The sequence below is a fragment of the Bacillus cereus group sp. Bce041 genome (assembly GCF_052646455.1).
Genome location: NZ_JBQXON010000003.1, coordinates 424623 through 439243, shown reverse-complemented (window position 1 = coordinate 439243; position 14621 = coordinate 424623). Strand labels below are relative to the sequence as shown.

The window sequence follows — 14621 nt, the reverse complement described above, 5'->3', positions numbered from 1 at the left end:
TTTATTAAAAAACGTCTCAAAGAACAATGTAGTTCTTTGAGACGTTTTCTTTAAACTCAAATTTTCAAGATTAAATAACTGTATCAAAGCCATCTGATTTAGGTGGAGAAGCTGCTTTTTTCATAAGTACTTCCCATAAGTGTACGGATTTCTTCCATTCTACCGTAGCCTGCCCCTGTTGATACATAGCGTTCTCATAACTGGCAGTAAGTTGTTGCATATCGGCCGAGTTGTAAAGTGTATCGATATGGAGAGCGTATTCTCGGAATGTTTGACTTTCACCCCGTGGTATGCCAATTCTCGCAAATTGTTTTAAAAGTGCACCGTAAGCTTTTTGATAAACAGCATCATCTTTTCGGTATTTATAGAAATGAATAATAAGAAATGTCATCCATTTCATTCTAGTGGTGAAGAGAATGTATCCTATAATACTAATTAGTATCGTAGAGAGGAATACGTACCACCAAGAAAAACTAGTTTGAGAATTTGTGACCTTTTTAGTAGAAGCTTCTTCTGTATTTTCAATTAAACTTTTAAGTTTTGCTTCATTATTTCGTTGTTGTATTTGCTCGTTATTAGAATTATTTGCTTCGCTATTTTGTGAAATAGGAGCAGGCGTATTATTTATAAAATTATAGGGATTAGTAAATCCTTTTGTCGGTTCGAATGGAATCCATCCGTATTCTGGGAAATATACTTCGACCCAAGAGTGTGCGTTATCGTTCGTGATTGTATAAACATCCTCACCTTCTGCAGAGGCAAGTGTATTGTCAAGAGTTCCTTCTGTATAGCCTTTCACCCAGCGAGCTGGAATCCCGGCAGAACGAAGTAGTACAATCATAGACGTCGAAAAATTATTACAGTAGCCGCCTTTTGTATCGAAAAGGAATTGATCTACATAATCTTGGCTTTTGGCAGGGAATGAGACATTCGTTGATTCGTATGTAAAAGAGTTGTCTGTGAAGTAATTTTCAATAGCTAATACTTTATCATATCGGTTGTCTTTATCATTTGTAAGATTGATAGCCAAGTCTTTTACGCGCTGTGGTAATGACTCGGGAAGTTGTGTGTACTTTGTCATAAAATAAGGATTTGTTTCTTGACCTTCATTTGTTTTTACAGCTTTCAAGTTTTTTATGGAAAACTCAGGGATCTCATATGTTACTTTATACGAATGTAAAGTAGTAGAAGAGTCTCCATTCATTGTATAAATTTTTTCTGAAAACGGGTCAACACTGTATGATACATCAGAAGAAGCCTTAACTGATACTAATCCTGCTGGATAGGTAAGGTGAGGGTAACTTTTTTGCATGGTAATTGTTGCCTCAGTCGTTTCCGTTTTTGTATTTTGTTCGTACCAGCTTACGACGTCGTTTTTATTTTTAAAAGAAACCTTTTTCGGATTTTCAGAAACCTCCCAGCCTTTTCCGGTATAAAAATCTTTCGTTTCGACTCTCCAATATTGTTTGTTTTGCGTTCGTGCTGTGAAAACAATTGTAGGATCCGCCTTAAAAGGACCACCTAATCGTGAGTCATCTAAACCATACCCAATTGTAGAAACTTTTTTTTCTTTACTTGCTTCAGATGTGTTGAATTTTAAAAAATCCATTGGGTTTGGCCATTGAGGGCCAAATTTTGGAGCAAAGTATGCGATGGTTGCTAATAATACAATAAATATTGTAAGTGGTCTAAGTAATTTTGAGATTTCCCTAGCATAATTTTGTAAGTGTTCACGCTCTTTTATTCGTTCTACTTGAAGAAGACTAAGCATAAAAAATCCGATGACAACAGTTCGAATAATAGCGTAGTTTGCATTGTATAAATGTAAGTTATGAAAAGTTGCGATATAAATAATAGTCAATACAAGAAATAGAAACCCACGTTTTTTATGAATAATCCAAAATGAAGTGAAAGAACTCAAAAACCAAAATGAGAGAAAAAATAAAACCGTCGGAAAAACTGGAGAAATATCTAGTAAATTCCCTTGGAAAAATAGGGAGGAATTTCGAGACATATCAGAAAAGAATGTTGTTAGCCAAGATGGATTTATAAAAGCATTTTTATAATATAGGGAATGAATGATAAATAGGACTGTGACAATTTTTATTGGAATCTGCCACCTCGTCTGAAAAAAAGAGAGAGCGAAGCAAATTCCTATAAATGTTACGAAAATATCTAATCTACCTACATTTGTAATGCCTATAAGAGGTCTTAGCTGTTCTAGTAAAAGAAGAAATACACATGCATGCATAAAGAATCTGTTCGTATCCCACTTGTATTTTGTTTGTAATGTTATCATTTGCTCACCTCAAAAAACACGTTTGTATACCGGTTTTCATAAACCGTGTTTACAAATATTTGTCGTTTTTTTAGAGTTTCTATTATACTGATTTCTCGGTGTGAAAGTTGATTCGCTTTTTCTTTCACGACAAAAACCATACATTTTCTATTTTTTATAGCAGCACAATCAGCCGCCTTTTGAATATCGGGAGAAAGATTACTGGTCACGAGTATAACCGTGACGGGCTCATAAATTTTTCTTAGTTCCATGTCTACACTCTGGGAGAGCGGGAATACACTGTCTGCTTGCACTTTTGCTAAATGACAAAGGATTTGTTGTAACTGCGTATCTCCATTGTCTAAAGGGAAGATAGTTTGTTCTTTTCCGATAGACACGAATGATGCTGGTGAATTTTGTTTCAAGACAGCCCTTACGATAGAGGCAGTAAATGTGACGACTGATTCGAATAGAGGAGACTCGGTTCTGTCTATGAATATCATGACATTATGGCTGCGCTGCTGTTCAAACTCTTTTGTCATAATATTGTTTGTTCGTGCAGTTGCTTTCCAATCAATCCATGAAAAGCGATCACCAGGTTTATAGTCTCTGACACCGACAGAGATTGTAGAGTCTTTTGCTGAATTTATATTTGCTGAAAGCGCTCCTTGTTCGAAATGATTTTCCAATTGTCGATATGCTATATCTACATACTGGGGATAGACTAAAAATGTATCTGGAACTGAAAAAGTTACTTCTTTCTCTATCATGCCGAATAAATCGCCGGTTTTGACACGAACGCTTGAAAAAGTGTGCTCGCCTCTAGGGATTGTGTCAATAACATATTGAAACGAAATATTTCGTTTCAATCCTGGGAAGAGTACTACCTTATTCATCTTTGTTTGTTTACAACTTATAAATTGTGGTGGCAGTTCATCTTCTATAACTAAATAAAGTAAGGGAAAAGGAAATTTTCTTTTTATTGTAATCGTGCTTACAAATTGTTCTCCTACTACATATCCATTCTGGTTTGTTATTCGCTTTACTTCAGCGTCCCGTAAAGCGTAGAAGGGGAGTAGTAGCGAATAAAGAGCAATGGGAATTATGCTGTAAAACAAAAACCAACTGACAAACCCGCCTTGAAACATAGCGTATATAAATGTTAAGACTAGGCATAAAGGGAGTAGCAATAACTTCATAACGTGATATAGCGCTCGCAGCATTCGTTTTATCAAGGGTTCATCGTCCTTTGAGTAGGCACGGTAGTTCGTGCAACGATTTTTCCGATAACTTGTTCTCCTGTTATTCCTTCAAATTTTGCTTCCATTTTTAGAATGAGTCTATGTGCTAAAACGTAAGGAGCTAAAAATTTAACATCGTCTGGAATAACATAATTCCTGCCATGGATAAATGCATAAGCTTGTGAAGCTTTCATTAAAGCAATCGAGCCACGTGGACTTGCACCTAACTGTATAGAACTGTACGTACGAGTCTGATTAACAAGCTTTACAATGTAATGCTTAATTGCTTTGTCCATACTTACTACCCGTACGCTTTGTTGTAAATAAATTAATTCTTCTATTGTAGTAATGGTCTGTAATTGAGAGAGTGGATTTGTTTTTTCCATCCGGTTTAAAATTTCAAATTCTTCCTCTGGTGTAGGATATCCCATTTTTAGTTTCAATAAGAAACGATCGAGCTGAGCTTCTGGTAGAGAATATGTTCCTTCATATTCGACCGGATTTTGTGTAGCCATGACAAAGAACGGTTTTGGTAAAGGTCTTGTAATGCCATCTATTGTAATATTGCCTTCTTCCATACATTCAAGTAAAGCAGATTGTGTCTTTGGAGATGTACGATTAATTTCATCAGCAAGTACAAAATTCCCCATAATTGGTCCAGGCTTGAACTCAAATTGGAGCTCTTTCGGATTATAAATAGAAACTCCTGTTACATCTGACGGCAATAAATCAGGTGTAAATTGAATTCGCTTATAATCAGCATCAATGGATTTAGAAAGAGCACGTACTAGCATTGTTTTCCCGACACCAGGAACATCTTCTAATAGCACATGACCTTCAGCTAAGAGAGCTGTCAAAGCTAAGATTGTTTCTTTTCGTTTTCCGACCATTATTTTTTCAATATTATTGATTATTTTTTCAATATTATTGATTATTTTTTCTACAGTGGGATGTAATGAATCAAGCTGGGGCATCGTAATCCTCCTAATGTTATTATCGTTTTCTAATCAATTTAGTGGACATATTTCTAATTCTATATGTAGATAGTAAAACTTCTACCTTGAATTCTGAGAATATTCAGATTATTTATTTCGATTACATCTAGTATAATTGTTTCCGTAACTAAGGGCAATACAGTAAATAATGATTTGTAGTTTTATGTAAAATAAGACTCGATATAAAATAATAACATTAGAAAAAATATTTTTACATACAATTTATACTCTTTTCCTTATGGCAGTTTTGAAATAATATCAAAACTCTTTTTCTTTTGCAAAATAGTCGACACCTCAAAATACCATTCTCCTAATAATTAAGATTAACCATAATCTTCACAACGGAACACAAGATTTTCTCACAAACTTATTTTCTACTGAATTTTTGACAATCTCTTGAACTGTGCGAAATGTCACATCTGTATTTTACAACCTCTCTTATAGTAAGGGTATGTAAGAGAGACGTATTAAAGGAGTGAACAGTATGAAGAAAAAACCTTCAGCACTAATGAGACGTTTAAAATATTTTTCACCAATAGATCGTTATAACGATAATCATACACAAGAAACATATGAAGATCGCGAATGGGAAAATATGTACAGAAAGCGTTGGCAGCATGATAAAGTAATTCGTTCTACACACGGCGTGAACTGTACTGGTTCATGTAGCTGGAATATATATGTGAAAGATGGAATTGTGACGTGGGAAGGGCAAGAGCTTAACTATCCAACGACAGGTCCTGATATGCCAGATTTTGAACCGCGAGGCTGCCCACGTGGAGCAAGTTTTTCTTGGTACATTTATAGTCCACTTCGTGTGAAATATCCGTATGTACGTGGTGTTCTTTGGAGTGTGTGGCAAGAGGAATTACAAAATAATGAGTCACCATTAGATGCTTGGAAAAGCATTGTGGAAAACCCTGAAAAAGCACGAAAGTATAAGCAGGCACGTGGTAAAGGGGGATTCATTCGTGCGAATTGGGATGAAGTGTTACAACTCGTTTCAGCTTCATTATTATATACAGTAATGAAATACGGTCCAGACCGAAATGTTGGTTTTTCACCAATTCCAGCTATGTCGATGTTAAGTCATGCTGCAGGCAGCCGCTTTATGCAACTTATGGGTGGACCAATGCTTAGTTTCTATGATTGGTACGCAGATTTACCACCAGCTTCTCCGCAAATTTGGGGCGATCAAACAGATGTACCAGAAAGTAGTGACTGGTATAACTCTGGTTACATTATGACATGGGGTTCAAATGTACCGATGACGAGAACACCAGATGCTCACTTTTTAGCAGAGGTTCGATATAAAGGAACGAAAGTCGTTTCTGTCAGTCCTGACTTCGCTGAATCTACAAAGTTTGCAGATGATTGGATTAGTGTGAAACAAGGTACAGATGGTGCACTTGCGATGGCAATGGGGCATGTGATCTTACAAGAATTTTACGTAGATAATCAAGTGGAATATTTCACAAAATATGCGAAGCAATATACTGATTTTCCTTTCTTTGTCACATTGAAACAAAAAGGAGATCAATTCGTTGCTGATCGTTTCTTAAACGCTGCTGATATTGGACGCGAAACGAAGTTAGGAGAATGGAAACCTGTTCTTTGGAACGAGAACACGAATGATTTTGCAACACCTCATGGCACAATGGGCTCACGTTGGGATAACGAAAAGAAATGGAACTTGCGTTTAGAAGATGAAGAAACAGGTGAAAAGATTGATCCACGTCTTTCTTTACTTGGAATGGAAGAATCGATTGGAACGGTACAAATTCCGTACTTCTCTGATGATGGAAACAAAGTATTAGAACGTACAATTCCAGTGAAAAAGGTTATGACAGAAGAAGGCGAAGTGTTCGTTACAACTGTATACGACTTAACGTTAGCAAATTACGGTGTGAACCGAGGGCTTGGCGGACAAGAGCCGAAAGACTTCAATGATGACGTTCCGTTTACACCTGCATGGCAAGAGAAAATGACAGGAGTAAAACGTGAGCTTATTATTCAAATCGCTCGTGAGTTCGCACAAAATGCTGTTGATACGAACGGTCGCTCAATGATTATTGTCGGAGCTGGTATTAACCATTGGTTTAACTCTGATACGATTTATCGCGCCGTTTTAAATCTTGTACTTCTCGTTGGGGCACAAGGTGTAAACGGCGGTGGCTGGGCGCATTACGTTGGGCAAGAAAAATTACGACCAGCAGAAGGATGGCAAACAATCGCGATGGCAAAAGATTGGCAAGGGCCACCAAAATTACAAAATGGTACATCTTTCTTCTATTTCGTAACAGATCAATGGCGCTATGAAGATACATCAGTTGGACATTTAGCATCACCAGTGGAAGGAAACTCTCGTTATCAACACCACGGTGATTATAACGTTTTAGCGGCGCGACTTGGTTGGTTACCTTCTTATCCTACATTTGAGAAAAATGGAATTGAACTATATAAAGAAGCTGTTGCTGCTGGTGCAACAACACAAGAAGAAATCGGAAAATACGTTGCACAAAAACTAAAAGAAAAAGAACTGAAATTTGCGATTGAAGATCCAGATAACAAAAATAACTTCCCGCGCAACTTATTCGTATGGCGTGCGAACTTAATTTCAAGTTCCGGTAAAGGGCACGAATATTTCTTAAAACATTTACTAGGTACAACAAACGGATTAATGAATGACGATAGTGATTCATTACGACCAGAAGAAATTAAGTGGCATGAAGAAGCACCAGAAGGGAAGCTTGATTTACTTATTAATTTAGATTTCCGTATGGCTGGAACAGCACTGTATTCTGATATCGTATTACCAGCTTCAACTTGGTACGAAAAACATGATTTAAGTAGTACAGATATGCATCCATTTGTGCATCCTTTTAATCCAGCAATCGGTTCACCGTGGGAAGCACGCTCTGATTGGGACATTTTCACTTCACTTTCTAAAGCTGTGTCAGATTTAGCGAAGAAAATTGATCTTGAACCAATGAAAGAAGTTGTTGCAACACCACTTCTTCATGATACACCGCAAGAATTAGCGCAACCACTTGGCAAGATTAAAGATTGGAGTAAAGGTGAATGTGAACCAATCCCGGGTAAAACGATGCCACAAATTCATGTTGTCGAAAGAGATTATAAAACGATTTATGACAAAATGACTGCGCTTGGACCGAATGTCGGAAAACAACCGATTGGTACGAAAGGGATCTCTTGGTCTGCGGAAAAAGAATATGAGCAATTAAAGAGCAAATTAGGAGTTGTTCGAACGGATTCTATCGCGAAAGGTTGCCCAGACATCAAAGAAGCAATCAATGCTGCTGAAGCGGTATTAACACTATCTTCTACAACAAACGGTCATATGGCAGTAAAAGCATGGGAAGCACTTGAAAAACAAACAGATCTAAAATTACGTGATTTAGCAGAAGAACGTGAAGAGGAATGCTTCACATTCGAACAAATTACAGCACAGCCGAAAACAGTAATTACTTCTCCAGCATTTACAGGTTCAGAAAAAGGTGGACGCCGTTACTCACCGTTTACAACAAATGTGGAACGTCTTATCCCTTGGAGAACGATAACTGGTCGACAATCTTTCTACTTAGACCATGACATGATGAAAGAATTTGGTGAAACGATGGCAACATTTAAACCAATTCTGCAACATAAACCGTTCCGTAAATCACGGCCCGAAGTAGAAGGGAAAGAGATTACACTAAACTATTTAACACCGCATAATAAGTGGTCGATTCATAGTATGTACTTCGATTCATTACCGATGTTAACGCTATTTAGAGGTGGTCCAACTGTTTGGATGAATAAAGAGGACGCTGCTGAAGCGGGTGTTGCAGATAATGATTGGATTGAGTGCTTTAATCGTAACGGTGTTGTTGTAGCGCGTGCTGTTGTAACGCATCGTATACCGAGAGGAATGGCGTTTATGCACCATGCGCAAGATCGTCACATTAACGTACCTGGTACGAAATTAACAAGTAACCGGGGGGGAACGCATAATAGTCCAACTCGAATTCACGTTAAACCAACACATATGATTGGTGGATACGGTCAATTAAGTTATGGATTTAACTATTATGGTCCGACTGGGAACCAGCGCGATTTAAACGTTGTAATTCGCAAACTGAAGGAGGTAGATTGGCTTGAAGATTAAAGCACAAGTCGGAATGGTTATGAACCTAGATAAATGCATCGGTTGCCATACTTGTAGCGTAACGTGCAAAAACACCTGGACAAATCGTCCAGGTGCTGAATATATGTATTTCAATAACGTAGAAACGAAACCTGGCATTGGTTATCCGAAGCAATGGGAAGATCAGGAGAAATATAAAGGCGGCTGGGAATTGAAAAATGGTGAAATTCAGCTGAAATCTGGTTCGAAAATGAAACGTCTTATGAACATTTTCCACAATCCAGATCAACCAACAATTGATGATTACTTTGAACCTTGGAATTATGATTATGAAACATTAACAAATAGCCCACAGCGTAAGCATCAACCAGTTGCTCGTCCGAAATCAGCAATTACAGGCGAATTTATCGACAAAATTGAATGGGGTCCAAACTGGGAGGACGATTTAGCAGGCGGACATATAACAGGATTACAAGATCCGAACGTAAAGAAAATGGAAGAAGAAATTAAAACTGATTTTGAAAACGTCTTTATGATGTATTTACCACGCATATGCGAACATTGTATGAATCCATCGTGCGTATCATCTTGTCCATCTGGTGCAATGTATAAACGTGAAGAAGACGGGATTGTACTTGTGGATCAAAATGCATGTCGTGCTTGGAGATTCTGCGTATCATCTTGTCCATATAAAAAAGTGTATTTTAACTGGCAAACGAATAAAGTTGAAAAATGTACAATGTGTTTCCCGCGTATTGAGGCTGGTATGCCAACAATTTGTTCAGAAACATGTGTAGGACGTATCAGATATATTGGGGTAATGCTATATGATGCTGATAAAGTAAAAGAAGCTGCGTCTGTTGAAGACGAAAAAGATTTATATGAATCTCAGCTTACTGTTTTCCTAGATCCAAATGATCCAGAAGTGGCGGCTGAAGCGAAAAAACAAGGCATTCCTGAAGAATGGATTAAAGCGGCACAAGAGTCACCAATCTATAAAATGATTATCGATTGGAAAATTGCTCTACCTCTTCACCCAGAGTATCGTACAATGCCAATGGTTTGGTATATCCCGCCGCTTAGTCCAATTATGAATATGGTGGAAGGGAAAGGAAGTAACTGGAAAGCAGAAGAGATTTTCCCTGCTATCGATAATATGCGTATTCCAATTCAATATTTAGCGAATTTACTCACTGCAGGAGATGAATCACATATTCGTCTTACATTGAAAAAAATGGCTGTTATGCGAACGCATATGAGAGCAATGCAAATTAATAAAGAACCAAATGAAGCTGTATTAAAAGAACTTGGCTTAACGAAACAGGATGTAGAAGATATGTATCGTCTTCTTGCTATCGCAAAATATAAAGATCGTTTTGTTATCCCGACATCTCACAGAGAACAAGTTGCAGATTTATATAGTGAACAAGGAAGCTGTGGTTTAGCATTCGCAGGTGGTCCAGGCTCTTGTATGACAATTTCTTAAATAAAGGGGGCAGAAAAATATGAAACAAAGTTTACAAACTGCTTTTTCTTGTTCTTCATTCCTTCTCTCCTATCCTGAACTAGGGTGGAGGGAAGCTTTAACTGAATTACTAGAAGAGATTGAAGCGATTGAACAGGACGATGTTAAAGCTTCACTTGCAACATTTATAAAACAAGCGCTAAATAAAACGAATGATCAATTGATTGATAGTTACGTATATACATTCGATTTTGGTAAGAAAACAAATATGTATCTTACTTATATGAACACTGGTGAACAAAGAGAAAGAGGTATTGAATTACTGGAGTTAAAACAGCATTATAAAAAATCAGGTTTTGAAGTAACAGATAAAGAATTACCTGATTATTTACCGCTATTGCTTGAGTTTTTTGCAAATGCAAATGAGCAAGACAGTGAACCAATTATGAGTAAATACAAGGAAAACATACAAGCATTACACGTTCAGTTAAAAGAAGCAGGTAGTATGTATGAACCAATTCTTGCGGCTGTTCTACTCGCTATCGATACATGGGGTGTACAGACAAATTAGAAAGGAGAGTTGTTAAAATGATGGATCAATTTCTATGGGTATTGTTTCCCTATATCATTTTTGCAATCTTTATCGGTGGACATATTTTTAGATACAACTATGATCAATTTGGATGGACATCAAAATCTAGTGAACTATTAGAAAAGAAAATGCTCCGAATCGGAAGTCTATTATTCCACTTTGGGATTATGTTCGTAATTGGCGGTCATGTTATGGGGATTTTAATTCCAGAAGCTGTATACCGTTCAATAGGTATTTCTGAGCATATGTATCATGTAGTAGCAATTAGTTTTGGGCTTCCGGCAGGTGTTGCTTCTATCATCGGTTTAATTATATTAACGTACCGCCGCGTAACTGTAAAACGTATCATTGCAACGAGTACAAAGGGAGATTATATTGCGCTTATTTTATTACTTATCGTAATGCTAGCAGGACTTTCTTCAACATTTTTAAATATCGATTCAAAAGGATTTGATTATCGTACAACAATTGGCCCTTGGTTCCGAAGCCTCTTTATTTTCCAACCGAAAGTTGAATATATGATGGAAGTACCAGTATGGTTTAAAATTCATATTCTTGCAGGGATGGGTTTATTCGCAGTATGGCCATTTACAAGACTAGTACATGTATTTAGTGCCCCAATTAAATATGTAAGCCGTAGTTATGTAATTTACAGAAGACGTATTCCTAATGAATTGAAAAAATAATACTGCTGTAAACGGATAGGAGCTAATGGTTAAAACGAAACGAGGTCTAATATGGAAGGCCTCGTTTTTGTTTACAGAGGGAATAACCGTTAATAAATGGCTTAAATTGAAAAAAGATTAGCATCTAAATAAGATGCTAATCAATGCTACAAACAGAAGCAGAGCAATCTTCACAAGCAATTTCACATTTTAAAAATTGTAAATCGTGGATTGTAATCTTTCCTTTATGAATTGAAATTGTACCTTGCTTTTTTAATTCATTTAACATTCGATTTACACTTTCACGTGAAGTTGCACAGAAATTAGCAAGTTCTTGATTTGTTAATGGTAAATCGATGAGAATCCCATTTTCTTTTAATATACCGTAACTATTTGTCATTCGTATAAGGGTAGAATACAGGGCACCTTTTTTGCCGTGTAATACTAAATCTCGGAACTTCGTTTGCATTCTTCTTAAATGTTCACTAATCCATTTCATAAATTCAAATACGAGTGCAGGTTTTTGGAGTAATGCTTTTTCTAATGCTTCACGCTTTATAACGCCTACTTCCACATCCTCAAGACATTTTGAATTTAATAAGTATTTCGCATTGTCCGTGAACAATGTTAATTCTCCAATAATGTCATATTCTGAACAAATTCGAAGTGTTAATTCTTGTCCGTCAGCACTTAGTTTACTAATTTGTACTTTTCCTGAGTGGATGATATAGAGCTCTGTTGCCTCCATACCTTCTTGAAAAATAAAACTACCTTTTTTAATTTGCATTTTATATTCAACAGATGCAAGTAATTCTTTTAAATCTTGAGATAATGTCATACTGTTTGCCACAGTGATCACCTTTCTTCTTATAAGCAATACATTTCCTATTTTGAGTGTAAATATGATGAAAATGCAAGAGCTATTTTAAAAATAAATTGAAATTTCAATGACCGTAAGGGGAAGAGATTTTCAGTTTTTAGTTTGAAAAATTCAATAGACAAAGTAGATGAGATTAAAGATGTGAACAAAATTCGAACGGATTTGTGAAAAATTTTTGAATGGGGAAAGTAATGTGAGAAAAGTCACATTGAATATGTAGCTTCTTTTTTATAATGAAGGCAAATAAAAAAATGAAAGCTTACTAAGGATTGTAGCAGAAAAGAAGGGATATAGATGCACGAGAACATGAAAGATTCTTTAAAGCGGCCACTTCAAGATTTACGTATTTCAGTTATTGATCGTTGTAATTTTAGGTGTACATACTGTATGCCTGCTGAAGTGTTCGGACCTGATTATGCTTTTTTACAGGAAGAGCTTTTATTAACGTTCGATGAAATAGAAAGATTAGCGAGATTATTTATAAGTATGGGAGTAAATAAAATTAGGCTTACTGGCGGTGAACCTTTATTGCGTAAACACTTACCGACGTTAATTGCAAGACTTGCAAATCTAGAAGGCTTACAAGATATTGGACTCACAACAAATGGTATTCATTTAGCAAAACAAGCAAAGGCGTTAAAAGAAGTGGGATTAAAGCGTGTAAATATTAGTTTAGATGCGATAGAGGATTATGTCTTCAAAAAAATTAATGGACGAAATGTAAGCACAAAACCTGTATTAAAAGGAATTGAAGAAGCAAAGAAGGTAGGGTTAGAAGTAAAGGTAAATATGGTCGTAAAAAAAGGAATGAATGATAGTCAAATTCTTCATATGGCTCGTTATTTTAAAGAACAAGAAATTCAGCTCCGTTTTATAGAGTTTATGGATGTGGGCAGTACAAACGGCTGGAACTTTGAACAAGTTATTACGAAGGAACAATTAATAGAGAAAATTAATCGTGTATATCCAATTGAGCCCGCTCAGCCTCGTTACTTTGGAGAGGTTGCGAAATTGTATCGATATGTAGGGAGTAATGCAGAAGTGGGATTTATTACTTCTGTTTCTGAGTCATTTTGTTCTTCTTGTACGAGAGCACGTATTTCGGCAGATGGTAAGTTTTTTACGTGCCTATTTGGAGAAAAAGGAACGGATTTGCGAACGCTTCTTCGAGAAAATATTTCTGATGCCTCACTATTAAAAATTTTACAACATACATGGCGATATAGAACAGATCGATATTCAGATGAAAGAACGGTTGAGAGTGCGAGTAAACGTCCAAAAGTTGAAATGTCTTACATTGGTGGATAGTGAAAGGAGGATTTCTTATGCAAGAGCGTTATTCAAGACAAGTGTTGTTTTCTGGAATTGGTGAAATGGGACAAAGAAAAATAAGAGAAAAGCATGTGCTCCTAATCGGTGCGGGTGCACTAGGGGCTGCGAATGCAGAAGCACTCGCTAGGATGGGAATTGGGAAATTGACAATTGCCGATCGTGACTATGTCGAATGGAGTAATTTACAACGGCAACAGTTATATACAGAAGAAGATGCAAAACAATGCAAACCAAAAGCAATTGCAGCGGCAGAACATGTAAGAAAGATTAATTCTGAAGTGGAAATTGTACCAGTTGTAATGGATGTCACAATGCAAGAAATAGAAGAGTTAACAAAAGAAGTGGATCTCATTATAGATGCCACTGACAACTTCGATACGCGCCTACTTATAAATGATATTTCACAAAAAGAAAATATACCTTGGATATACGGTGGATGCGTTGGAAGTTACGGTGTAACGTATACAAGTCTTCCAGGAAAAACACCATGTTTTCGCTGCTTAATGGATCATCCGATGGGCGGTGCAACATGTGATACAGCGGGAATTATTCAGCCAGCTGTACAGATGGTTGTTGCTCACCAAGTGACAGAAGCAATGAAAATATTGGTGGATGATTTCGAGACGCTACGAGGAACAATGTTATCATTTGATATTTGGAACAATCAATTTCTCTCATTAAAAGTAAATAAACAGAAAAAAAGTACATGTCCATCTTGCGGAAATACACGTACGTACCCAAGTTTAACATTTGAATCACAGGTGAAAACGGAGGTGCTATGCGGACGGAATACAGTTCAAATCCGTTCAGGAATAAAGAGAGTTCTAAATTTAAACGAAATCCAAAAAAGATTACAAAAAATTGTACATGTCCAAAAAACGCCGTACTTACTATCATTTCTAATTGATGAATATCGTTTCGTTTTATTTACAGACGGTAGGGCATTTATTCATGGGACAAATGATGTGAAAATAGCAAAACGATTGTACGCAAAATATATAGGATGAACAGAGAGAGTTTCCCCCT

At 36.6% G+C, this 14621-nt stretch carries 10 protein-coding genes; 6 read left to right on the top strand and 4 right to left on the bottom strand.

The annotated features are described in order from the left end of the window. Positions 1–70 precede the first annotated feature (70 nt). From ACUN13_RS13790 to ACUN13_RS13780, 3 genes are read right to left on the bottom strand one after another with little or no spacing between them, the layout of a single operon-like run. Complete coding sequence (locus tag ACUN13_RS13790) at positions 71–2299, bottom strand: transglutaminase TgpA family protein (protein ID WP_445423847.1); 2229 nt, start codon at positions 2297–2299, stop codon at positions 71–73. Then, a complete protein-coding gene (locus ACUN13_RS13785) occupies positions 2296–3510 on the bottom strand; it encodes a DUF58 domain-containing protein (protein WP_033666560.1) in 1215 nt (404 codons plus the stop codon). The genes ACUN13_RS13790 and ACUN13_RS13785 overlap by 4 nt, the downstream gene beginning before the upstream one ends. Beyond that, a complete protein-coding gene (locus ACUN13_RS13780) occupies positions 3510–4493 on the bottom strand; it encodes an AAA family ATPase (RefSeq protein WP_445423846.1) in 984 nt (327 codons plus the stop codon). The genes ACUN13_RS13785 and ACUN13_RS13780 overlap by 1 nt, the downstream gene beginning before the upstream one ends. 505 nt (positions 4494–4998) lie before the next feature. Here ACUN13_RS13780 and ACUN13_RS13775 point away from each other — a divergent pair. The 4 genes from ACUN13_RS13775 to narI are packed head-to-tail and all read left to right on the top strand — an operon-like array spanning position 4999 to position 11404. Beyond that, entirely contained in the window at positions 4999–8682 is a 3684-nt protein-coding gene (locus ACUN13_RS13775) for a nitrate reductase subunit alpha (RefSeq protein ID WP_409532272.1), read from the top strand. Beyond that, entirely contained in the window at positions 8672–10147 is a 1476-nt protein-coding gene (narH, locus tag ACUN13_RS13770) for a nitrate reductase subunit beta (RefSeq protein WP_445423845.1), read from the top strand. The genes ACUN13_RS13775 and narH overlap by 11 nt, the downstream gene beginning before the upstream one ends. A 19-nt stretch (positions 10148–10166) precedes the next feature. Next, the gene (gene narJ, locus ACUN13_RS13765) at positions 10167–10697 is read left to right on the top strand and encodes a nitrate reductase molybdenum cofactor assembly chaperone (RefSeq protein WP_000814216.1); all 531 of its coding nucleotides are present in this window, start codon (positions 10167–10169) and stop codon (positions 10695–10697) included. A 17-nt stretch (positions 10698–10714) separates the two neighbouring features. Beyond that, on the top strand, positions 10715–11404 hold the full coding sequence (narI, locus tag ACUN13_RS13760; protein ID WP_000969213.1) for a respiratory nitrate reductase subunit gamma: 690 nt from the start codon (positions 10715–10717) through the stop codon (positions 11402–11404). 136 nt (positions 11405–11540) lie between these two features. Here the strand turns inward: narI and ACUN13_RS13755 are convergent, their stop codons facing one another. Beyond that, a complete protein-coding gene (locus ACUN13_RS13755; RefSeq protein ID WP_000013865.1) occupies positions 11541–12233 on the bottom strand; it encodes a Crp/Fnr family transcriptional regulator in 693 nt (230 codons plus the stop codon). Between the two features lie 324 nt (positions 12234–12557). Between ACUN13_RS13755 and moaA the strand changes: the two genes are divergently transcribed. Both moaA and ACUN13_RS13745 read left to right on the top strand, forming a co-directional pair. Beyond that, complete coding sequence (moaA, locus tag ACUN13_RS13750) at positions 12558–13571, top strand: GTP 3',8-cyclase MoaA (RefSeq protein WP_000545031.1); 1014 nt, start codon at positions 12558–12560, stop codon at positions 13569–13571. A gap of 17 nt (positions 13572–13588) precedes the next feature. Beyond that, positions 13589–14602 (top strand): molybdopterin-synthase adenylyltransferase MoeB, encoded by a 1014-nt coding sequence (locus tag ACUN13_RS13745; RefSeq protein ID WP_001158125.1) that lies wholly within the window; start codon positions 13589–13591, stop codon positions 14600–14602. Positions 14603–14621: the final 19 nt, after the last annotated feature.